17 protein-coding genes are annotated in these 22,426 nt (G+C 72.0%); 11 read left to right on the top strand and 6 right to left on the bottom strand.

Annotation, left to right across the window (positions count from 1 at the left end):
- Positions 1-173: 173 nt before the first annotated feature.
- The 9 genes from EP26_RS03900 to EP26_RS03860 are packed head-to-tail and all read left to right on the top strand — an operon-like array spanning position 174 to position 11,946.
- The gene (locus EP26_RS03900) at positions 174-2,171 is read left to right on the top strand and encodes a type VI secretion system Vgr family protein (RefSeq protein WP_043335997.1); all 1,998 of its coding nucleotides are present in this window, start codon (positions 174-176) and stop codon (positions 2,169-2,171) included.
- Positions 2,172-2,176: 5 nt separating this feature from the next.
- On the top strand, positions 2,177-2,773 hold the full coding sequence (locus EP26_RS03895) for a DUF6931 family protein (RefSeq protein WP_043335995.1): 597 nt from the start codon (positions 2,177-2,179) through the stop codon (positions 2,771-2,773).
- On the top strand, positions 2,773-3,060 hold the full coding sequence (locus EP26_RS03890; protein WP_043335993.1) for a PAAR domain-containing protein: 288 nt from the start codon (positions 2,773-2,775) through the stop codon (positions 3,058-3,060). Before EP26_RS03895 ends, EP26_RS03890 begins: the two co-directional genes overlap by 1 nt.
- Position 3,061: 1 nt before the next feature.
- Entirely contained in the window at positions 3,062-4,489 is a 1,428-nt protein-coding gene (gene tagH, locus EP26_RS03885) for a type VI secretion system-associated FHA domain protein TagH (protein WP_043335991.1), read from the top strand.
- Positions 4,490-4,516: 27 nt separating this feature from the next.
- Positions 4,517-5,854, top strand: coding sequence for a type VI secretion system baseplate subunit TssK (gene tssK, locus EP26_RS03880; protein WP_043335988.1), 1,338 nt, complete (start codon positions 4,517-4,519; stop codon positions 5,852-5,854).
- Positions 5,851-7,242: a type VI secretion system protein TssL, long form gene (gene tssL, locus EP26_RS03875; RefSeq protein ID WP_043335985.1), complete on the top strand. Its 1,392-nt coding sequence runs from the start codon at positions 5,851-5,853 to the stop codon at positions 7,240-7,242. Before tssK ends, tssL begins: the two co-directional genes overlap by 4 nt.
- Positions 7,242-10,709: a type VI secretion system membrane subunit TssM gene (gene tssM, locus EP26_RS03870; protein ID WP_052388765.1), complete on the top strand. Its 3,468-nt coding sequence runs from the start codon at positions 7,242-7,244 to the stop codon at positions 10,707-10,709. Before tssL ends, tssM begins: the two co-directional genes overlap by 1 nt.
- Positions 10,688-11,227 carry a type VI secretion system-associated protein TagF gene (gene tagF, locus EP26_RS31635; RefSeq protein WP_052388764.1) on the top strand — a complete coding sequence of 180 codons (540 nt, stop codon included), beginning with the start codon at positions 10,688-10,690 and terminating at the stop codon, positions 11,225-11,227. The genes tssM and tagF overlap by 22 nt, the downstream gene beginning before the upstream one ends.
- Entirely contained in the window at positions 11,224-11,946 is a 723-nt protein-coding gene (locus EP26_RS03860) for a PP2C family protein-serine/threonine phosphatase (RefSeq protein WP_245624283.1), read from the top strand. Before tagF ends, EP26_RS03860 begins: the two co-directional genes overlap by 4 nt.
- Before the next feature lie 66 nt (positions 11,947-12,012).
- Here the strand turns inward: EP26_RS03860 and EP26_RS03855 are convergent, their stop codons facing one another.
- Complete coding sequence (locus EP26_RS03855; RefSeq protein ID WP_043335980.1) at positions 12,013-12,657, bottom strand: GntR family transcriptional regulator; 645 nt, start codon at positions 12,655-12,657, stop codon at positions 12,013-12,015.
- A 52-nt stretch (positions 12,658-12,709) separates the two neighbouring features.
- On the opposite strand from EP26_RS03855, the gene EP26_RS03850 reads away from it, so the two are divergent.
- The gene (locus EP26_RS03850; protein ID WP_043336156.1) at positions 12,710-13,579 is read left to right on the top strand and encodes an HpcH/HpaI aldolase/citrate lyase family protein; all 870 of its coding nucleotides are present in this window, start codon (positions 12,710-12,712) and stop codon (positions 13,577-13,579) included.
- Here EP26_RS03850 and EP26_RS03845 read toward each other — a convergent pair.
- On the bottom strand, positions 13,576-14,781 hold the full coding sequence (locus EP26_RS03845; RefSeq protein ID WP_052388763.1) for an MFS transporter: 1,206 nt from the start codon (positions 14,779-14,781) through the stop codon (positions 13,576-13,578). The two genes, EP26_RS03850 and EP26_RS03845, sit on opposite strands and share 4 nt — an antisense overlap.
- Positions 14,782-14,917: 136 nt before the next feature.
- Between EP26_RS03845 and EP26_RS03840 the strand changes: the two genes are divergently transcribed.
- A complete protein-coding gene (locus tag EP26_RS03840) occupies positions 14,918-15,820 on the top strand; it encodes a LysR family transcriptional regulator (RefSeq protein ID WP_043336152.1) in 903 nt (300 codons plus the stop codon).
- Between the two features lie 43 nt (positions 15,821-15,863).
- On the opposite strand, the gene EP26_RS03835 is transcribed toward EP26_RS03840, so the two are convergent.
- From EP26_RS03835 to pheS, 4 genes are all read right to left on the bottom strand, one after another.
- Complete coding sequence (locus EP26_RS03835) at positions 15,864-16,838, bottom strand: tripartite tricarboxylate transporter substrate-binding protein (protein ID WP_084112301.1); 975 nt, start codon at positions 16,836-16,838, stop codon at positions 15,864-15,866.
- Between the two features lie 76 nt (positions 16,839-16,914).
- Entirely contained in the window at positions 16,915-18,720 is a 1,806-nt protein-coding gene (lepA, locus tag EP26_RS03830) for a translation elongation factor 4 (RefSeq protein ID WP_043335977.1), read from the bottom strand.
- A 98-nt stretch (positions 18,721-18,818) separates the two neighbouring features.
- On the bottom strand, positions 18,819-21,290 hold the full coding sequence (gene pheT, locus EP26_RS03825) for a phenylalanine--tRNA ligase subunit beta (RefSeq protein ID WP_043335974.1): 2,472 nt from the start codon (positions 21,288-21,290) through the stop codon (positions 18,819-18,821).
- A gap of 1 nt (position 21,291) precedes the next feature.
- Positions 21,292-22,374, bottom strand: a complete 1,083-nt coding sequence (gene pheS, locus EP26_RS03820) for a phenylalanine--tRNA ligase subunit alpha (protein ID WP_043335973.1) — start codon at positions 22,372-22,374, stop codon at positions 21,292-21,294.
- Positions 22,375-22,426 lie beyond the last annotated feature (52 nt).

Here is a 22,426-nt window from a genome sequence, read left to right as displayed (position 1 = left end):
TTCACGGAGGCGAGCCCACCGGTCAAATACCCGGCCGCCGCCCAGCCCCCAGGGCCCACACCCGTCGCCATAATGCTCACGTCGTCGCGAAAATCCCGCCGGCCAGGGCTGGATCGCGCTATTCCACCGGAAGTAGGGACTGTATGATAGCGGAACGGGGCGCAGGGGGGAGTATGTCGGGTTCGTCGGAGATCAGCCAGTCGGGCAGGCTCCTCGGGATCACCTCGCCGCTCGGGCCCGACGTTCTGGTGCTCCGCCACCTCAGCGTGACGGAAGCGATCGGCCGCCCCTTCGTCATCGAGGCGGAGGTCCTCTCGGCGAATGCCGCCCTCACGCCGAAGGACCTGCTCGGCAAGTCGGTCACCTGCACCGTCACCCTCGGCACCCAGCCGCCGCGGCACTTCAACGGCATGGTCCGCGGCTTCGCCAAGGTCGCCGGGCATGAGCGCGACCTCACCGCCTACCGGCTCGAGGCCGTGCCGCTGCTCTGGAACATGACCCGCACGGCGGATTGCCGCATCTTCCAGGACCAGTCCGTGCAGGCCATCCTGCAGAAGCTCTTCGGCGAGGCGAGCGTCGCCCCGGCGCGCTTCGGCACCCTGCCCTCCGCCCCGCGTCCCTACTGCGTGCAGTTCCATGAAACCGATTTCGACTTCGCCAGCCGGCTGATGGACGAGGTCGGCGCCGGCTACTTCTTCCAGCATGGCGAGAGCGACCACACGCTGACGGTGACCGGCGCCAATGCCGACTTCCCGCCGGTGCCGGACAGCACGCTGGTGGTCCGCGCCGCGCCCAACGAGGCCGACGCCGTCACCGACTGGCGCGTCTCCGGCACGCTGCAGCCGGGCAAGCATGTCGCCCGCGACTTCGACATGCTGAAGCCCTCGACCCTGCTGCAGGCCAACGCCTCCACCATGCTCGGCACGCCCAATGCCAGCAGCTGGGAGGTCTATCGCTGGGGCGCCGGCCAGGCCGCCCAGGGCGACATGGACCCGGCGCTCCTCGGCATGGAGCAGAACGAGGCAGGCGCCGATTCGGCCGAGGGCCACACTCAGGTCGCCGCCCTCTTCGCCGGCGGCAAGGTCAAGGTGCAGGACGGGCTCGACGGCGCGGCGACGCCCTGGATCATCACCGCCCTCCGCCACGAGGCGATGGACGAGACGCATCTGGTCGGCGACGGCCAGTCGCATTACGGCAACAGCTTCGTCGCCATCCCCGCCGACCGCACTTGGCGCAACGCCGCACCCCGCCGCCGCCCGGCGATGCCCGCGCTGCAGAGCGCCGTCGTCACCGGCCCCTCCGGCGAGGAGATCCATTGCGACGCGCATGGCCGGGTGAAGGTGCAGTTCCTCTGGGACCGCTACGGCAAGAAGGACCAGAACACCTCCTGCTATGTCCGCGTCTCGCAGCCCTGGGCCGGCAAATGGGGCGGCACCTGGTTTCTGCCGCGCATCGGCGACGAGGTGCTGGTCGGCTTCCTCGACGGCGATCCGGACAAGCCCGTGGTCCTCGGCAGCCTCCACAACCAGGAAGCCCCGCCGCCCTACGCCATGCCCTCGCTCAACACCCAGAGCGGCATCACCACCCGCTCCTCAAAGGGCGGCGGCAAGGACAACGCCAACCTGCTGCGCTTCGAGGACAAGAAGGGCTCGGAGGAGGTCTATCTCCAGGCCGAGTTCGACATGAACGTCCTGGTGAAGCACGACCTCGACACCACCGTGCGCAACGGCAACGAGACGCGCCTCGTCAAGACCGGCAAGCGCACCACGACGATCGAGGGCAACGAGACGCTGACGGTCAATACCGGCAACCGCGAAACCACCATCAAGACCGGCAACGACACCTACACGCTCAGCACCGGCAACCTCTCGCAGACCCTGAAGATGGGCAACTACGACCTGAAGCTCTCCATGGGCGCCATGAGCACGACGCTCGACATGGGGAGCTACAGCGTGAAGACCTCGCTTGGCGCCGTCACCATCGAGGCGATGCAGGGCATCACGTTGAAGGTCGGGGCGTCGCAGGTGAAGATCGACCAGATGGGCGTCACCATCGACGGCATGATGGTCAAGCTCAACGGCACCATGCAGCTCGACGCGCAGGGGCTGATGACCACGGTCAAGGGCACTGCCATGCTGCAGGCCTCCGGCGCCATCGTGATGATCGGCTGAGCGGCATGAGCGCGACACGCACCGCCTCCAAGCTCTTGGTGGCCCTCTCCCCCCTCCTCCCCCGGCTCGAGCTCGATGCCGAGGGCAGCGCGCTGCTGGCCGGCCTCGCCGATGCCGAGGCGGCCCTCGCCCGGCTCGAAGGCGCCGGCCGCATGACCGAGGCGCTCCGCCTCCTCGCCCATGCCCTGCCGAAGCGCGAGGCCGTCTGGTGGGCCTGCATGTGCGCCCGTGCCGTGCCCGACCCGGCCGCCCGGCCCGAGGACGCCCAGGCGCTCGACGCCGCCGAAGCCTGGGTCCGCCGCCCCGACGAAGCTGCCCGCCGCGCCGCCATGGCCGCGGCCGAAAAGGCTGCCTTCCGCAGCACGGAAGCCTGGGCCGCGGTCGGCGCCTTCTGGTCCGGCGGCAGCATGTCGCCCGAGGGCCAGCCGGTGGTCCCGCCCGCCGAGCACCTCACCGGCGTCGCCGTCGCCGGCGCGGTGGTGCTCGCCACCGTCCGCATCGCGCCCGAGCGCGCGCCGGCGCGCTACCCGCGCTTCATCGCCAGCGCCCGCGACATCGGCACCGGCGGCGCCGGCCGCCTGCCGCCCGAAGGAGAGGGCTGATGCCCCCCGCCTCCCGCATCACCGACATGCATGTCTGCCCCATGTTCACCGGCCCGGTCCCGCATGTCGGCGGCCCGATCCTGCCGCCGGGCGGGGTGACGGTGCTGATCGGCGGCCTGCCCGCCGCCCGCGTCGGCGACATGTGCGTCTGCGTCGGCCCGCCCGACGCCATCGTGCTCGGCTCCTTCAAGGTGTTCATCAAAGGCCAACCCGCCGCGTATATGGGCAGCATGACGGCGCATGGCGGCAGTGTCGTCCTGGGCTACCCGACCGTCATAGTGAGCTGAGATGCAGCTGACCCTCAACGTGCTGCGCTGCCCGGAGGCTGCGGTGCCCGAGAGCCGCCATTCCTCCGGTGGCGACCTCACCATCGGCCGCGGCCTCGAATGCGAATGGCAGCTGCAGGACCCGGAGCGCGTGCTCTCCAAGCGCCACTGCGTCCTCGAGTACCGTGGTGGCTTCTGGCAGGTACGCGACCTCTCGACCAACGGCACCTTCCTCAACCACGCGACGGCGCCGATCGGCCGCGACCTGGTCGCTTCCCTCTCGGATGGCGACCGCCTCCGCCTCGGCAGCTACGAGATCGAGGTGCGGATCAGCGCCGCCGCGCAGCAGGGCTTTGGCAGCGGCTCCGGCTGGGGCGCATCGCCCCTCCCCGGCACCGGCCGCGCCGTGCCCGACCCCTTCGCCGATCCCTTCGCCCCGGCCCCGTCGATGGCGCCCTCTCCTGGCTTCGCCACCCCGGCCCTGCCGAGCGGCGGCGTCGCCCTGCCGGCGGATTTCGACCCCTTCATCGACGACGCGCCGATGCCCGACCACCGGCCGGCGGCCTCAGACGCCTTCACCCCGCCCCGCGCGGTGGTGCCGGCGGCGACGGCGCTCCCGGATGACTGGGACCTCGATTTCGACCTCGCGCCCAAGGCGCCGCCGCCCGCCGCGCCGCCCATCCCGGCCGCCACGCCACTGCCGGCCGCGCCGCGCCCCGCCATCGCCGCCTCGCCCTCTACTGCCATGCCCGCCTGGGACCCGCCGGCCGACGCGCCGCCCGCGCCCGAGCCGGCCGATCCCTTCGCCGAGGAGGGCGTGCCGAGCATTGCCATCCCCGCCCCGGCCAATCGCGCCGCCGCGCCGCCACCCGCAGCCGCCCCGCTCGCCCCCGACGCCGCCCTCGCCTTGCTGCTGCAAGGCGCCGGCCTGCCGCCGACCGCCCTCGCCGGTGCCGACCCCGCCGCCGCCCTCACCGCCGCCGGCGCCAGCCTTCGCGCCGCCGTCGCCGGCCTCCGCGCCTTGCTGATCGCCCGGGCCGATGTGAAGCGCGAATTCCGCATCGAGCAGACGATGCTCCGCGTCGCCGGCAACAACCCGCTGAAATTCGCCGCCACCGACGACGCCGCCCTCGCCGCCCTGCTCGGCCCGAAGCCGCAGGTGAAGGCCGTCGACGAGACGGTCGCCGACCTCAATGCGCATCAGGTCGCCTCGCTCGCCGCGACCCAGGCCGCCGCCCGCGCCCTGCTCGAGAAGCTGGCGCCCGCCGGCATCGAGGCGGCCGACAAGGGCGGCGGCTTCCTCGGTGCAAGGGAGAAGCGCCTGTGGGAGGCCTACAAGGCGCAGCACGCCCAACTGCTCGACCAGTTCGAGGATGATTTCGACAGCGCCTTCGGCAAGGCCTTCGCGCGGGCCTATGAGGAAGCGTCGCGCAAGGATGGCGGGCGGTAGCCGGCACCGCCGGGGGGAGTTCGGGGCATGAGCTGGTACGACAAGGTGGTCTGGCAGGAGGGGATGTTCCTTCGCGCCCAGCACTTCCAGCAGCAGGACCGCTACCTGGAGCACCTGCTCCAGGCCCGCACCGCACCGCTGCGCCCGCACCCCTGGGGAGTGACGGAACTCTCCCTCGACCGCGACCTGCTCGGCGCGGGCAAATTCGCCCTCGCCAATGCCGCCGGCGTCCTCGAGGACGGCACGCCCTTCGCCATCCCGGGCCAGGCCGACCAGCCGGTGCCCCTCGACCTCCCCGAGGGCACCCGCAACGCCGTCGTCTACCTCGCCGCCCCGCTCCGCCAGCCCGGCAGCCCTGAGGTCGCCTTCACCGAAGGCCCGGAGAGCGGCGGCGCCCGCTACGCGCTGCGCAGCTTCGAGGCCTTCGACACCCATTCCGACAGCACCCTCCCCGCCGAACTCCAGGTCGGCCGCCCGCGCCTCCGCTTCATGCTGGAGACGGAGGAGCGCGCCGGCTTCACCGGCATCGGCATCGCCCGCATCGTCGAGGTCCAGGCCGACCGCCGCGTCGTCGTCGATGAGCGCTACATCCCCACCTGCCTCCGCATCTCGGCCGCCGCCCCGCTGGCCAACCTCGTCGCCGAGCTGGTCGGCATGATCGGCCAGCGCGCCGAAGCGCTCGCCGGGCGCCTCGCCCAGCCCGGCTCGCGCGGCGTCGCCGATGTCAGCCAGTTCCTTCTCCTGCAGGCCTTGAACCGCTGGCAGCCCTTGCTCGCCCACTGGGCCGATGCCGGCAACATCCACCCGGAAGCGCTCTACAGCGGCCTCGTCCAGCTCGCTGGCGAACTGGCCACCTTCACCGACCCGAACCGCCGCGCCGCCTCCTATCCCGGCTACCGCCACGAGGATTTGCAACGCAGCTTCGCCCCGGTGATCGCCGATCTGCGCCGCGCCCTCTCTGCCGATATCGACCAGAACGCCGTCTCCATCCCGCTGCGCGACGCCCGCCACGGCGTGCGCATCGGCCCGATCACCGACCGCAACTGGCTCCGCGCCGGCTCCTTCGTGCTCTCCGTCCAGGCCGACATGCCCTCCGAGCACCTCCGCCGCCTCTTCCCCAACCAGGTGAAGATCGGCGCCGTCGAGCACATCCGCGAGCTGGTGAACGTCGCCCTCCCCGGCATCGCCGTCCGCCCCCTCCCCGTCGCGCCGCGCCAGATTCCCTTCCACGCTGGCGCCACCTATTTCGAGCTGGATCGCGGTAGCCCGCACTGGCAGCAGATGCAGACCTCGGGCGGCTTCGCCATCCACGTCGCCGGTGAATTCCCCAATCTTCGCATTGAGCTCTGGGCGATCCTCGCATGAGCGACAATCCCTTCTCCGAGCCCGACGACAGCGACCGCACGGTGGTGCGCGGCCCCACCCGCGCCACCGCGCCGATGCCCGCCGCCGCACCCGCGACACCTCCGCCCGTCTTCGGCGCCCCGCCTGCCGTCCCCGATTTCGGCCCGACACCCCGCATGGCGGGCGAGGCGGAGACCCTGCCGAAGACTGGCCTCGGCCCGCTCTCCGCCGCCGCCGCGCCGCTGCTCGACCTGCTCTCGCGCCTCGTCGCCAGCGTCCATGTCCCGAACCCGGAGGAGCTGCGCCAGCGCGCCATCCGCGCCGTGCGCAACTTCGAGGCCGAGGCCCGCACCGCCGAGATCAACCCGGACGAAATCCGCGCCGCCCATTACGGCCTCTGCGCCGCCATCGACGACGTCGCCATGGCGACGCCCTGGGGCCAGCAGAGCGGCTGGGGCGCCCATTCCCTCGTCTCCACCTTCCATCAGGAGGTGAAGGCCGGCGACCGCTTCTTCGACATGCTTGCCGGGATGCAGAAGGACCCCGGCCGCTACCGCCAGGCGCTTGAAGTCTCCTACCTCTGCCTCGCCCTCGGGCTGCAAGGCCGCTACCGCCTCTCCCCGCGCGGCACGGCGGAACTCGACCGCATCCGCGAGGGCCTCTACCAGCTCCTTGTCCAGCTCCGCGGCCCCTATGAGCGGGAGCTCTCCCCGCATTGGCGCGGCGTCGACGCCCCACACCGCCGCACCAGCCGCAGCGTGCCGAGCTGGGTCGCCGCGGTGATGACCGTCGCCGTGCTCGGCATCGCCTATGCTGGCCTCGCCAACAGCCTCGGCAGCCGTTCGGAGGATCTCTTCGCCCGCCTCGCTGCCCTGCCCCCCGGCGCCCTGCCGACCATCCAACGCTCGGCCCCGCCCGTGCCCCCCGCCCCGCCGCCACCGGCCCCGGCACCCGCGCGGCCCGACCTGCCCGCGCGCCTGCGCCAGTTCCTCGCCCCCGAGATCCAGCAGGGCCTCGTCACCGTGCTCGCCGACCCGAACCGCGTCGTCGTCCGCATCCGCAACCGCGGCATGTTCGCCTCCGGCAGCGCGGCGCTCGACCCGCGCTTCCTGCCGCTGATGAACCGCATCGGCGAGGCCCTGCGTGAGGAGCCCGGCTCGGTGCAAATCCTCGGCCACAGCGACAACCAGCCGATCAAGACGGCACGCTTCCCCTCCAACTACCACCTCTCCGCCGCCCGCGCGCAGTCGGCCCTCGACGTCATCGCCACGGCCACCGGCGGCGACCGCAGCCGCTTCACCTCCGAGGGCCGCGGCGAGAGCGAACCTGTCGCCGCCAACACGACGCCCGACGGCCGCGAGGAGAACCGCCGCATCGAAGTGGTGGTGAACTACGGAGGCGCCCGCTGATGGAAGCCCTGCTCTCCGTCCTCGGCTCCGTCCCCGCGCTCGCCGGCCTCGTCGCGGCGCTCGCCATGGCTGCGCTCTTCTGGGTCTACGGCCCGCTGATCGGGGCCGGCGAATTCTACCCCTTCGAATCCTTCATCCCCCGCCTCGCCCTGGCGGCGCTCCCCGTCATCGTCTTCCTCGTCACCGTCACGCTGATTGGCCTCCGCCGGGCGAAGCGCGACAAAATCTTGGTCGCCGAGGCCGCCGCCCCCGACCCCACGGCCCAGGCCAGCGCCGAGGAGGAAGCCGCGCTCCGCGAGAAGCTGACGGCGGCCCTCGCCGCATTGAAACAGGCCACCGGCGGCAAGGGCGGCTATCTCTATGACCTGCCCTGGTATGTCTTCATCGGCCCGCCCGGCAGCGGCAAGACGACGGCGATCGCCCAGTCCGGCCTCGAATTCCCGCTGGCCGAGGGCCGCGTCGCCGGCGTCGGCGGCACCCGCAACTGCGACTGGTGGCTGACTGACCGCGCTGTCCTCATCGACACCGCCGGCCGCTACACCACTCAGGACAGCGACGCCGCCGCCGACAAGGCCGGCTGGGACCGCTTCCTCGCCATGCTCCGCCGCAACCGCCCGCGCCAGCCGCTGAACGGCGTGCTGGTCTGCTTCGGCGTCGACATGCTGAGCAAGCTCGATGCGCAAGGGCGCCAGGACCACGCCCGCGCCGTCCGCAAACGCATCAAGGAGCTGGAGGAGAAGCTCGGCCAGCGCCTGCCCGTCTACCTGCTGGTCAGCAAGGCCGACCTGCTCTCCGGCTTCACCGAGTTCTTCGACGACCTCGACAAGGAGACGCGCGCCCAGGTCTGGGGCATGACCTTCCCGCTCGAGTCCGGCCCGGAAGGCAGCTCCGGCAAATTCGCCGGCGAGTTCGCCGCGCTGATGACCCGCCTCCAGGCCCGCCTGCTGGAGCGCCTGCAGGCCGAGCGCGGCCCCTCCCAGCGCGCCGCCATCATGGCCTTCCCCGGCCAGGTCGCCTCGCTGGCCGATCCGGTCGGCGGCTTCGTCCAGGCCGCCTTCGGCGGCACGCGGCTTGACCCGGCGCCGATGCTGCGCGGCGTCTACTTCGCCTCCGGCACCCAGGAAGGCACGCCGATCGACCGCCTCACCGGCGCCCTCAGCCGCGCCTTCGGCCTCGACCCGCGCCGCCCCGTTGGCGTGCTCGGTCAGCGCGGCCGCAGCTTCTTCCTCGGTCGGCTGCTGCGCGAGGTGGTGTTCAACGAGGCCCGCCTCGCCGCCCGCGACCGCGGGGCGGAGCGCCGACGCCGCCTGGTGGCGATCGGCGCCTGGTCCCTCGCCGCCGTGGTCACACTCGGCGGCCTCGCCTGGTCCTACAGCGCCTACACCGCCGAGCAGCGCCGCGCCGCCGCCCTCGAGGAAGCGCTCGCCAAGGCCGAGGGCGCCGGCCGCACCGTTCGCTTCGACCCGGTGCTCGACGCCAACCTCGCCGCCGTCCTTCCCTATCTCGACTCCGCGAAGCCCCTGCCCGACGCCGCCCGCACCCCCGGCGGCGGCCTCGGCCTCTCGCAGGAAGCCGAGCTGGCGACGGGCGCCGAAGCCGCCTACCGCCGCACCCTCGATCGGGTAATGCTGCCCCGCCTACTCGCCGGGCTGGAGGCGCAGATCCGCGCCAATTTCCAGCGCCCCGACTATCTCTACGAAGCGACGCGCGTCTACCTGATGCTCGGCCGCCAGGGCCCGCTCGACAAGCCGCTGGTCCGCGAATGGCTGCTGGCCGACTGGCTCCGCAGCTTCCCCGGCGCCACCGGCGCGCCGCAGCGCGATGCGCTCCTCGGCCATCTCGACGCGCTGCTGGCGATGGACTTCTCCGCCTACCCGCTCGACGGCGCGCTGGTCGATGGCGCCCGCCGCGTCTTCTCCCGCCTGCCGATGGCCGAGCGCGTCTATTCCCGCCTCCGCCCCCTCGGCCAATCCCTTCGCCCCTGGACGCCGGCCGAGGCGGTCGGCCCCGCCGGCCAGCGCTTCTTCACCCGCGCCTCCGGCCGCCCGCTGACCGAGGGCGTCCCCGGCCTCTACACCGTGGACGGGCTCTACAAGGGGCTGATGCCCGCCCTCGGCGATGCCGTGCGCGCCGCCGCCGGCGAGGCCTGGGTGCTCGGTCCCGAGGCAAGGGCCACCGGCGCCGAGGATCCGGCCCGGCTCGAAGCCGCCGTCCTCGCCCTCTACGCCGAGGAATATGCCCGCGCCTGGCAGGCGATGCTCGACGACCTCGTCCTTCCCCCCTTCCGCAACCTGACCGACGCCGCCGAGGGGCTGAACGTGCTCGGCGCGCCCACCTCCCCCATCCGCGACCTGCTCCGCGCCGCCGCCCGCCAGCTCTCCCCCGGCACCCCGCCCGATGGCTGGGCCGCCCCCGGCCGCGGCGCCGAGGCCCAGCGCGTCCAGGCCGCCCAGGGCCAGGCCGCGGCCCCCACCGGCGCCGAGCCCGTCGCCCAGGTGGTGGAGACCCGCTTCCAGGCGCTGCGCACCGCCGCCGGCCAGCCGCTCGACGGCGTCCTCGCCATCGTCAACGAGCTCTACGTCCAGGTCGCCCGCCTCGCCTCCTCCCCGCCGGGGACGGTGGTGCCGGCACCGACCGCGGGCCTCGACCCCGGCCAGCGCCTGCTCGCCGAAGCCGCCCGCCAGCCCCAGCCGCTGGCCCGCTGGCTGACCGCCCTTGGCCAATCGACCGCCACCCAGCGCAGCGGCGGCGCCAAGGCCGCCATCGCCGCGGCCGGCGGCCAGGCGCTCGGCCCAGTCTGCCGCGCGCTCGCCGACCCGCGCGGCATCCCCTTCCCCTTCCGCCGCGACTCGGCCCAGGACATCCCGATCGATGACTTCGCCCGGCTCTTCGGCCCGGGCGGCGCGCTCGACCAGTTCTTCGCCCAATGGGTCCGCCCCTATGTGGACACCACCCAGCGCCCCTGGCGGCTGGTGGCGACGGCGGGCCTCGCCCCGCCGGTGACGCAAGCCGACGTGCTGCAATTCGAGCGTGCCCAGGCCATCCGCGACGCCTTCTTCCCCGGCGGCGCGATGATGGGCGGCCTCCGCTTCGAGCTGATCCCCCAGGGCCTCGACCCGAACGCGCAAGGCGCCATCCTCGAAGTGGACGGCACCCGCTACGAGATGCCGCGCGGCGGCCCCGGCCGGCCCATCCCGCTCGGCTGGCCGAGCCGCGGCAACCTGACGCTCAATTTCGAGCCCGCCTCCTCCGCCGGTCCGCTCAGCCTCGATAGCGGCTGGTCCGCCTTCAGGCTGGTCGCCGGCCGCCAGACGACCCTGCAATCGACCGGCCAGGCCGACCGGCTGCGCGCCACGGTGACCCAGGGCGACCGCTCCATCGTCTTCGAGCTGCGCACCGGCAGCAGCATCCACCCCTTCGGCCTCCGCGAGCTGCAGGAATTCCGATGCCCGCAACTCGCGCCGTGACCGGTCTCCATGGCAAGCTCCCGGCGCATGGGGATTTCGTGCGCCGTGGTCTGCCGACGAGCTTCTGCGAACCTTGGGATGCCTGGCTGCAAGCCGGCATGACCGCCGCGCGCGACAGCCTCGGCGATGGCTTCGACGCCGTCTGGGCCGCCGCCCCCACCTGGCGCTTCGCCCTCCCTCCCGGCACCTGCGGGCCGGAGGCCGTGGCCGGCGTCATGGCCTGCTCGATGGACAGCGTCGGCCGCCGCTTCCCTCTGACGCTCGCCGCCACCGCCCCCGGCATCCCGCTCTGGCCCGCCCCCTGGTTCGCCCTGCTGGAGGGTGCCCTGCACCACGCCCAGGCCGAATCGCTGACCGCCGACGCGCTGGCCGCGCTCCTCCCCGCCCCTGGCGAGGCCGACCCCGCCGAGGCACCCGAGCCCGGCTGGTGGACCGCGGCCGAGCCCGGCCTCGTCTGGCCGCTCCCCGCCCTGCCCGATCCCGCCGAATTCGTGCTGCTGCTGGATGCCCGGCCATGAGCCCATCGATCGAGCCCGGTCTCGTCTCCGACGCCGCGACCCATCCCGGCGCCGTACGCAAGCGGAACGAGGACAGCCTGGTCCACCGCCCCGATCTCGGCCTCTGGGCCGTGGCGGACGGCGCCGGTGGCCATGGCGCCGGGGATGTCGCCAGCCAAGCCGTCGCCGCCGCGCTGGAGGCCATCCCCCCCGGCCTCTCCGCCGCCGAGATGCTCGCCCAGGCCCGCCTCCGCCTCGCCGGCGTCCATGCCGAATTGCAGGCCCAAGCCGCGGCACTCGGTGAGGCGCGTATCATCGCCACCACGGTGGTGCTGTTGCTCGCCCGGCATGGCCATTTCGCCTGCCTCTGGGCCGGCGACAGCCGCGCCTACCTGATGCGCGACGGCCTGCTCCAGCGCGTCACTCGCGACCACTCCCTGGTGCAGGAGATGGTGGACCAGGGCACGCTGACCGAGGCGGAGGCGGAGGGCCACCCGCAGGCCAATGTCATCCTCCGCGCCGTCGGTGCCAGCGGCGAGCTGGTGCTCGACAAGGTGAGCGGCCGCATCGCCCCCGGCGACCTGCTGCTGCTCTGCAGCGACGGTCTGTTCAAGGCGCTGCCGGAAGACGAGCTGGCCGCGATGCTCACCCAGGGGACGACGGCCGCCGCCATCATCGACACCGCCGTCGCCCGCGGCGCCCGCGACAACGTCAGCGTGGTCCTCCTGCGCTCCCCCTAACTCGTGATTTCTAAAGGCCTTTCGGCCTTTGGCGGGGAGAGCTCGAGAGGGGCAGAGCCCCTCTCGTCACACCGGCTCTTCCGCCGCCATTGCCAACCGCGCCGCATGCGCCGCTGCTATATGCGCCCGCGCCGCCGCCTCGGCCCCATCGGCATCCCCCGCCGCGACCGCCGCCACGATCCGCGCATGCTCCGCCCTGGCCGCCGCCGCCCGTCCCGGATGCGCGAGCGTCGTCGGCCCAAGCAGCAGCAGCGCATCGCCGATCGGCGCCAGCGCCCGCAGCAGGTAGCGGTTATGCGCCGCCTGATGCAGCGCGCGATGGAAGCGCCGGTTGTGCTCGGCGACGGCCTCCGGCGGCAGCCCGGCCTCCGCCGCCACCAGCGCCTCCAGCAGCAGGATGTCCGGCCGCCCCGCCTGCCGCGCCGCCAGCCGCGCCGCGGTGCCTTCCAGCGCCTCGCGCATGCCGTAGAGCTCGGCCACCTCCGCATGGTCGTAGCGGGCGACGCAGAGCCCACCGCCCGGCCCATGCGCGATCAGCCCCTCGGCCTGCAAGCGGCGGATCGCCTCCCGCACCGGCGTCCGGCTCATCCCCAGCCGCTCCGCCAGTTCCACCTCCAGCACGCGCTGCCCGGGGCGAAGGCCGCCATTCCGCAGCCCCTCGCGGAATCGGTCATAGGCTTGGTCGGCAAGGCTTCCGGCGGCGCGCGGCATGGCCCTCCATACCGGCATTGACCGGCCGGCGCGAGGGGCGGAGCATCACCCGATGCGTACCCTCCCTGCCTGGCGCTCCCTGCTCTATGTCCCCGCCACGCGCGAGAGCTTCGTGGCCAAGGCCCACACCCGCGGCGCCGACGCCATCATCCTCGACCTGGAGGACGCCGTCGCCCCCGCCGAGAAGCCCGCCGCCCGCGCGGCATTGGCCGCCGCCATCCCCCAGGTGACGCAGGGTGGCGCCGCCGCCTGCGTCCGCATCAACCGCCCCCTCCGCCTGGCGACGCTCGACATCGACGCCGCCATCGCCGCCGGTGCCGACGCGTTGGTGCTCACCAAGCTGATGGGCCCAGACCACGTCCGCCTGCTATCGGAACTCATTGCCGAAAGCGAAGCCGCCCACGGCATCCCCGTCGGCCGCACGATTTGCATCGGCCTCGTCGAGACCGCCGACGCTCTCTCGTCCCTGGAGGCCATCGCCCGCGCCGACCCGCGCCTCGTCGCGCTGGGTGCCGGCGGCGAGGACCTCGCCACCGATCTCGGCGCCGAGCCCTCGCCCGACGCCCTCTACCTGCCGAAGATGATGGCGCTGCTCGCCGCCCGCGCCGCCGGCATCCTGCCGCTCGGCTTCGTCGGCACCGTCGCCGGCCTCTCCGACCCGGAGGGCTATCGCGCGATGCTCCGCCGCTCGCGCAAGCTCGGCTTCGCCTGCGCCAGCTGCGTCCATCCTTCACAGGTCGCGGTGATCAACGAGGAATACGGCGACAGCCCCGAGGCGATCGACCGCGCCCGCCGCATGGTCGAGGCCTTCGAGGCGAGCCTCGCCCGCGGCATCGGCGCCGCGACCTTCGAGGGCGCGATGATCGACGAGCCGGTGGTCGAGCGGGCGCGGCGCATGCTCGCCCGCGCCCGTCCCGCCTAGGCGACCGCGACCGCCTTCCGCCTGCCCGAGGCCGCCACCACCAGCAGCAGCCCCGCCAGCGCCAGGACCGCCCCGGCGATCGCCACCGCCCCGTAACCGAGGCCAAGCGAGATCACCCCGCCTCCCACCGCCGCGCCCAGCGCGTTGCCGAGGTTGAACGCCCCGATATTGACCGAGGAAGCGAGCCCCGGAGCATCCGCTGCCGCCTGCATCACCCGCATCTGCACCGGTGGCACGATGGCAAAGGTTGCGACGCCCCAGAGCAGCAGCCCCACCGACGCCCCCACATGGCTCGTCAGCAGCAGCGGCAGCACCGCCATCACCGCCGCCAGCGCACCAAGGAAGATCTTCGTCGCCCCATCCAGCGACCAGTCCGCCAGCCGCCCACCGAGCCCGTTGCCGATGGTGAACCCGATGCCGATCAACACCAGCGCGAGCGTCACGAAGCCCTCCGACGCCCCGGTCAGCGTGGTCAGCGCCGGCGCCACATAGGTGTAGAGGGTGAACATCGCCGCCGACCCCATCACCGTCGTCGCCATCGCCAGCAGCACCGCCGGCCGCAGCAGCACCGCCAGCTCCCGCCGCACATCCGGCATCCGCCCCGCATCGCCACGCGGCAGGGCGAGGAACAGCGCCGCCATCGCTAGCACGCCGAGCCCCGCCGTCGCCGCGAAGGACATCCGCCAGCCGATCGCCTGGCCGAGCCAGGTCGCCGCCGGCACACCGCCGACATTGGCGATGGTCAGCCCCATGAACATGATGGCGACGGCGCTCGCCTTCCGCTCCTTCGGTACCACGCTCGCCGCGACCGTCGCGCCGAGGCCGAAGAGGGCGCCGTGGTTCATGCTGGTGACGACGCGCGCCGCCAGCAGCGTCCAGTAGTCGGGCGCGATGGCCGAGAGCAGGTTACCGATGGTGAAGATGCCCATCAGCAGCATCAGCGCATTGCGCCGCCGCAGCCGGCCGAGCGCCAGCGTCATCGCCGGCGCGCCGAGCATCACGCCCACCGCATAGGCGCTGACCAGCAGCCCCGCCGTCGGAATCGAAACCCCGACCCCGGTAGCGATCACCGGCAGCAGCCCCATCGGGGCGAATTCCGTGGTGCCGATGCCGAAGGCTCCGACGGCGAGCGCCAGCAACGGCCAGGCCCCGGCACGCGAATTCCTGTCCGGCGGCACGGCGCCGGCTTCGGATACGGACATGTAGCAGTCTCCTTTGAGCGTTGCTCGAAGGATGGTGCAGCGCAGCACGCGCGATAACCCACCCCGCCATCGCATCAGCCGTGAATGTATTTCACAGATGGCGCATGATTCCTGCCGCGAGGCGGAGGCAAGGCGCATGGACAACCGGATCGGCGAGCTGCAGGTTTTCCTGCGCGTGGTGGAAGCCGGCAGCTTCTCCGAAGCCGCCCGTCAGCTGCTGATGACCCCCTCCACCGTCAGCAAGCTGATCGCCCGGATGGAGGCGCGCCTCGGCGTGATGCTGATCGAACGCTCCACCCGCCACTTGCTGCTGACCGAGGAAGGCCGCCTGCTCCACGAGCGCGGGGGCGCAGTCCTCGCCGACCTCGACTCCTTCGAGCGCGAGTTGGCGGAGGGCGCCGCCCAGCCCGGCGGCACAATCCGGGTGAACGCCTCCGTCACCTTCGGCGCCCTGGCGCTGGAGCCGCTGCTGCCTGCCTTCTGGCAGGCCCACCCGCGGATCGTCGTCGACCTCTCGCTCTCAGATGAGATTGTCGACCTCTACCTCGACCGCACGGATGTCGCCATCCGCATCGGCCCGCTGCCCGATTCCAGCTTGGTCGCCCGGCGCATCGGGGCCGCACGGCGGAAGATCGTCGCCGCCCCCGCCTATCTCGCCCGCCACGGCACGCCGACGAGCCTCGCCGAGCTCGGCGCCCACAACTGCCTCGGCTTCAATTTCCGCCGCAGCGCCCCGGTCTGGCCGAGCCGCGAAGGCGGCCGCATCCTCGGCCGCCTGGCGACCGGCAGCCTGCTCGCCAACAACGGCGAGACCGTGCGCCGCCTGGCCGTCGCCGGCATGGGCCTCGCCCGACTTGCCGATTTCCATGTCCGCGCCGACCTGGCCGCCGGCCGCCTGGTCGAAATCTTCCCCGATGCCGGCGACGAGGAGGAGATCCACGCCCTCCACCTCGGCGGCCCGCTGCTACCCCAACGGGTCCGCGCCTTCCTCGACTTCATGCTGCCACGGATGCAGGCCTACCTCCGGGGCGAGGACTAGGGCCTACTCCTCGCCTGGTGTCCCTCCGCAGCGTGGCGGGGAATTAGTCCGCGTACTGCCCCGCCGCCTGGATGATCGGCCGCCACTTGGCGATATCCGCCTGCCAGAAGGCCCGATGCGCCTCCGGCGTCGCCCGCTCCTGCGCGACCGGCGTGGTGCCGAGTTCGGCGAAGCGCGCCACCAGCTTCTCGTCCCGCAGCGCCACCTGCAGCGCCTGCGAGAGCCGCTGCACCACCGGCGCCGGCGTGCCTTTCGGTGCATAGAGCCCGTGCCACACGCTCACTTGGAAGGCCGGCAGCCCCGCCTCGGCCGAGGTCGGCACATTCGGCAGCGCCGCGATGCGGCTCTCGGTGGTGACCGAGAAGACGCGCAGCGCACCGGCATTGATCTGCTCGGTGGTGTTGGTCGTCTGGTCGCACATCAGGTCGATACGGCCCGCCAGGATCTCCTGCATCGCCGGCCCGGTGCCGCGGAAGGGCACCGTCGTCATCGGCGCATCGACCGCCTTCATCAGCAGCAGCCCGCAAAGATGGCTCGCCGCCCCGATCCCGGCATTGGCGTAGTTCAGGTTCTCCCGATCCCGCCGGATCACCGAGATCGCCTCCTGCAGCGTCGTCGCCGGGAAGTCCTTCTTGGCGACCAGCGTCATCGGCACCTCGGTGATGAGGCCGATCGGCTCGAAGCCGCCGACCGGATCGTAGCCGAGCCGCCGGTAAAGCGTCGGCGTCGTCGCCATGCCGATATGGTGCAGCAGCAGCGTGTAGCCGTCCGGCCGCGCCTGCGCCACGCGCTGCGAGCCGATCGTGCCGCCCGCCCCGCCGGCATTCTCGACGACGACGGTCTGGCCGAGCTCGCGCCCGATCCCCTCGGCGACAAGGCGAGAGACGGTGTCGGTCGGCCCGCCGGCCGCGAAGGGCACGACGACGGTGATGGTGCGGCCAGGGAATTGCTGCGCCATGGCCGGCCCTGCAGTCAGAAGGGACATCGCCAGCAAGGCACGGCGCATCACGCGATTCATGGAGTTCTCCCGGTTCGACGGCGTTCCGACGCGCCGCTTAGATGACATGGGGTTTAGAAATCAACCCCCAAGCCCGTCAGGCGTCCATTTTCAGGGCCGCGATGAAGGCGCTCTGCGGGATCTCGACCTTGCCGAATTGCCGCATGCGCTTCTTGCCCTCCTTCTGCTTGTCGAGGAGCTTCCGCTTGCGGCTGATGTCGCCGCCATAGCACTTGGCCGTCACGTCCTTCGACATGGCGGAGATGGTCTCGCGCGCGATCACCCGCCCGCCGATCGCCGCCTGGATCGGGATCTTGAAGAGCTGGCGCGGGATCAGCTCCTTCAGCCGCTCGCAAATCTGCCGGCCGCGCCTGTCGGCCTGGCTGCGATGCGCCATGAAGGACAGCGCATCCACCGGCTCGGCATTCACCAGGATGGAGATCTTCACCAGGTCGCCGGCCTCGTAGCCATCGACCTGGTAGTCGAAGCTGGCATAGCCGCGGCTGAGCGACTTCAGCCGGTCGTAGAAGTCGAACACCACCTCGTTCAGCGGCAGCCGGTAGACCGCCATGGCGCGGGTGCCGACATAGGTCAGCTCGACCTGCCGCCCGCGCCGCTCGTTGCAGAGCGTCAGCACGGGGCCGAGATACTCGTCCGGCACCATGATGGTCGCCTTGATCCACGGCTCCTCGATCTCCTCGATGAGCGAGGGGTCCGGCATGTCGGCCGGGTTGTGCAGGTCCTCCGTCACCCCGTTCGTCCGGCGGAGCTTGTAGACGACGGAGGGCGCCGTCGCGATCAGGTCGAGGTCGAACTCGCGCGACAGCCGCTCCTGCACGATCTCGAGGTGCAGCAGCCCGAGGAAGCCGCAGCGATAGCCCAAGCCCAGCGCCGCGCTGGTTTCCATCTCGTAGTGGAAGCTGCTGTCGTTGAGCCTGAGCTTGCCGACGCTCTCGCGCAGCTTCTCGAAATCATCGGCGTCGACCGGGTAGAGCCCGCACCAGACCACGGGGATGCTTGGCTTGAAGCCGGGCAGCGCTTCCTCGGCCGGGTTGCGGTCGTCGGTCAGGGTGTCACCGACATTGGTGTCGGCCACCGTCTTGATGGCGGCGGTGACGTAACCCATCTCGCCCGGCCCGAGGCTTTCCACCTGGACCATCTTCGGCGTGAAGACGCCGACCTGCTCCACGGTATGCACCGCGCCGTTCGACATCATGCGGATGCGCTGGCCCTTGCGCAGATGCCCGTCCCGCACCCGCACCAGCACGACCACGCCGAGATAGGCGTCGTACCAGCTGTCGACCAGCAGCGCGGTCAGCGTCTTCGAGGCATCGCCGGTCGGTGGCGGCAGGCGCGTGACGATCGCCTCCAGCACGCCCTCGATGTTGAGGCCCGTCTTGGCGCTGATCTCCACCGCATCCGAGGCGTCGATGCCGATGACATCCTCGATCTGCTGCTTCACCCGCTCCGGCTCCGCGGCCGGAAGGTCGATCTTGTTCAGCACCGGGACGATCTCGTGGTTCGCGTCGATCGCCTGGTAGACATTCGCGAGCGTCTGCGCCTCCACCCCCTGCGAGGCATCGACGACCAGCAGCGAGCCCTCGCAGGCCGCGAGGCTCCGGCTCACCTCATAGGCGAAGTCCACATGCCCCGGCGTGTCCATCAGGTTGAGGATATAGGTCTCCCCGTCCTTCGCCTGATAGGCCAGCCGCACCGTCTGCGCCTTGATGGTGATGCCCCGCTCCCGCTCCAACTCCATGTTGTCGAGGAGCTGTTCCTTCATCTCCCGCGCCGTCACGGTGCCGGTGGCCTGGATCAGCCGGTCGGCGAGCGTCGACTTCCCATGGTCGATATGGGCGATGATGGAGAAATTGCGGATGCGGGCGAGCGGAGTGTCGGGCATGGGATTCCGGCGGCCGGGTCTGGGATGCCCGGCCTCTTGCAGTTGCAGATAAGGCAGGTGCCGGCCAAGTCAAAGCACTGGATTGGCCGGCCCCCGGTTCAGCCGCGCAGCGTGGCCCCCGTCGCCTTCGCCACCGCCGCCACGATCTTCGCCGCCGCCGCCTCGATCTCGGCATCGGTCAGCGTCGCCTCGCGCGGCTGCAGCACGGCCTGGATGGCGAGGCTCACCTTGCCCTCCGGCAGCTTGTCCCCGGCATAGCGGTCGAACAGCACCACCTCGGCGATGAGCGCCTTGTCCGCCCCCCGCGCCGCCCGCAGCACCGCCTCGGCCGCGACCCCCTCATCGACGAGGAAGGCGAAGTCCCGCCGTACCGGCTGGAAGGCCGGCAGGTCGGGCGCCCCCTTCTTCCGCCGTTTCGGCTCGGGGATGGCATCAAGGAAGACCTCGAAGGCCACGGCTGGTCCGGCGAGGTCGAGCGCCGCCGCGACCCGCGGATGGATCTCGCCGAAGGTGGCGAGCACCGTCTTCGGCCCCTGCCGCAGCACCCCGCTCCGCCCCGGATGATAGAAGCCCGGCGCATCCGCGGTGACGCTGACGGCCGCCATCGGCACCCCGAGCGCCGCCAGCACGGCCAGCGCATCGCCCTTGGCATCCATCGCATCGACGGCGCGCGAGGCCTCCGCCCAGTGCCGTGGCGTATGCCCCGTCCGCACCCCGGCCGCGACCTGCAACTGCCCCTCCGGCGAAGCATCCCGGTACGCCGCCCCCAGCTCCGCCAGCGCCACATCCGGATAGCCCCGTGCCGCATTCCGCGCCGCCGCCTGCAACAGGCTGGCGACCGGCGTCGGGCGCATCTGGTCGAGATCGGCCGCGATCGGGTTCTCCAGCCGCAGCGCCGCCGGCGTCTCCCCGAACAGCGACGCCACCTTCGCCTCGAGGAAGCCGAAGCCGACGCAATCCAGCATCCCCCGCGCCGCCAGCACCCGCCGCGCCAGCACCGCCCGCGCCTGCTTCGCACTCAGCGCCGGCGGCGGCACGATGCCCGCGACCGGCAGCGAGACCGGCGGCACCCGGTCGAGCCCGCGGATGCGCAGCACCTCCTCGACGAGGTCGGCCTCCGGCTCCACTTCGGCACAGCCCTCCGCCGCCGCCCGCGCCCGCTCCGCCGGCAACCCCGGCGCCTGATCGAGGCCCCCGGCCCCGGCGATGTCGTTCCGCCACGGCGGCACCGCCACCGTCACCCGCTCCGCATCCCGCGCCTCGACGGCGAAGCCCAGCCGCTCGAGGATGCCGACCGCCTCATCCGGCGCTACCTCGGCGCCGCCGAGCCCCGCCAGCCGCGCGAAGCGCAGCGTCGCGCTGCGCTGCCAGGCCGGCGGCGTGCCGGCCACCGAGACCTCGCTCGCCTCGCCGCCGCACAGCTCCTGCATGGTCCAGGTGGCGAGGTCGAGGGCATGCGCCGGCAGCGCCGGGTCCACCCCGCGCTCGAACCGCGCCCGCGCATCGGTGCGGATGTCGTGCCGCCGACCGGAAAGCGCGATGCGCACCGGGTCGAACAGCGCGCATTCGATGAAGACCTCGGTCGTGCCCTCGTCGCAGCCCGAATGCTCGCCGCCGATGATGCCGCCGAGGGATTCCGGCCCCGCCTCGTCGGCGATGACGCCATCCTCCGACGTCAGCGCATAGGTCTTGCCGTTCAGCGCGACCAGCTCCTCCCCCTCCGTTGCCATCCGCAAGGTGAGCGTCCCGCCCCGCACCTTCGCCACGTCGAAGACATGCAGCGGCCGGCCGAGGCCATGGGTGTAGAGGTTGGTCACATCGACCAGCGCATTGATCGGCCGCAGCCCGATCGCCACCAGAAGGTCCTGCAGCCATTTCGGCGAGGGCCCGTTCCTCACCCCGCGGATGGCCCGGCCGATGACGTAGTCGCAGGCGCGGCTGTCGGCGATCTCCCAGCGCAGCGGCGAGGGATAGACGCTCTCGATCCGCGGCTCGGCCAGCGGCTTCAGCCGCCCGATCCCCGCCGCCGCCAGGTCCCGCGCCACCCCATGCACCGAGAGCGCATCCCCCCGGTTCGGCGTGACGCTGATCTCGATGATGGGGTCGTCCATCCCCGCCCAGCGCACATAGCTCTCGCCGAGCGGCGCATCCTCGGGAAGATCGACGATCCCCGAATGGTCGTCGCCCAGCCCCATCTCCCGCGCCGACAGCATCATCGCCTCCGAGGCGACGCCGCGGATCTCGCCCTTCTTCAGGGTGATTCCAGTGCCCGGGATGAAGGCCCCCGGCAGCGCGACCACGCCCTTCATCCCGGCCCGCGCATTCGGCGCGCCGCAGACGACGGAGAGCAGCTTCCCATCCCCCGCATCCACCTTCAGCGCGCGGAGCCGGTCGGCATTCGGGTGCTGCTCCGCCTCGACGACCTGCGCGATGCGGAAGGAGGCGAGCGCCGCCCCGCGATCCTCCACCCCCTCGACCTCGAGCCCGATGGTGTTGAGCGTGGCGAGGATATCCGCCAGCGGCGCCTCGGTCTCGAGATGCGCGCGGAGCCAGGACAGGGTGAACTTCATCTCACACACCCTCCGCGAGGGATGGGGGCGACAGCGGATCGGCCGCGTAGTGCCGCAGCCAGCGCAGGTCGCTCTCGTAGAAGGGGCGCAGGTCCGGCATGCCATGCTTCAGCATGGTGATCCGCTCGATCCCCATCCCGAAGGCGAAGCCCTGCCATTCCCGCGCATCGATGCCGCAATTGGCCAGCACGCGCGGATGCACCATCCCGCTCCCCAGGATCTCCAGCCAGTCGCCCCCTTTGCCGAGTTCACCGGTCTTCCGGTTCCACACGATATCCACCTCCATCGAAGGCTCGGTGAAGGGGAAGTACGAAGCCCGGAACCGCACCGGCAAATCCCCGATGCCGAAGAAGGCGCGCAGGAAATCGATCAGGCAGCCCTTCAGATGCCCGAGCGTGATCCCCCGGTCGATCACCAAGCCCTCCACCTGATGGAACATCGGGCTATGCGTCGCATCGTGATCGGCTCGCCAAGTCCGCCCCGGCACGATCACACGGATCGGCGGCTCCTGCCCCAGCATGGTCCGCGCCTGCACCGGCGAGGTATGCGTCCGCAGCACCGGCCGCCGCCCATCCGCCCCCGCGGGCAAATAGAAGGTGTCATGGTCCTGCCGCGCCGGGTGATGGTCCGGGATGTTGAGCGCCGAGAAGTTCAGCCAGTCGCTCTCGATATCCGGCCCCTCAGCAACGCGGAAGCCCATCGCCCCGAAGATCGCCGTCAGCTCCTCGATGGTCCGGCTGATCGGATGGATGCCGCCCAGCTCCGCCCCGCCCGGCGCATGCGCCCGCGGCGGCAGCGACACATCCATCCGCTCGGAGGCCAGCCGCGCCTCCAGCGCCGCCGCCTCCAGCGAGACGCGCCTTGCCTCGATCGCCGCCTCCAGCTCCGCCTTCAGCCGGTTGAGCGCCGCCCCGCGCTCCTTGCGCGCCTCGGCCGGCACCTGGCCAAGCCCCTTCAGCAGCCCGGTCAGCCGCCCGCTCTTGCCGAGCGTGCCGACCCGCACCGCATCCCAGGCGCGGAGGTCGGCGGCGGCCGCGAGGGCATCGGCGGTCTCGCCCCGGAGGGCGTCGAGGTCATCGCTCATGCATCAGGTCCCAAACAGGCAAAAGGCCGCACCCTGCCGGGAGCGGCCCCTT

Source organism: Belnapia moabensis DSM 16746 (genome assembly GCF_000745835.1).
Taxonomy (GTDB): Bacteria; Pseudomonadota; Alphaproteobacteria; order Acetobacterales; family Acetobacteraceae; genus Belnapia; species Belnapia moabensis.
Note: the sequence above shows the minus strand (reverse complement) of the source record. Positions and strands in the feature narration are given on the sequence as shown.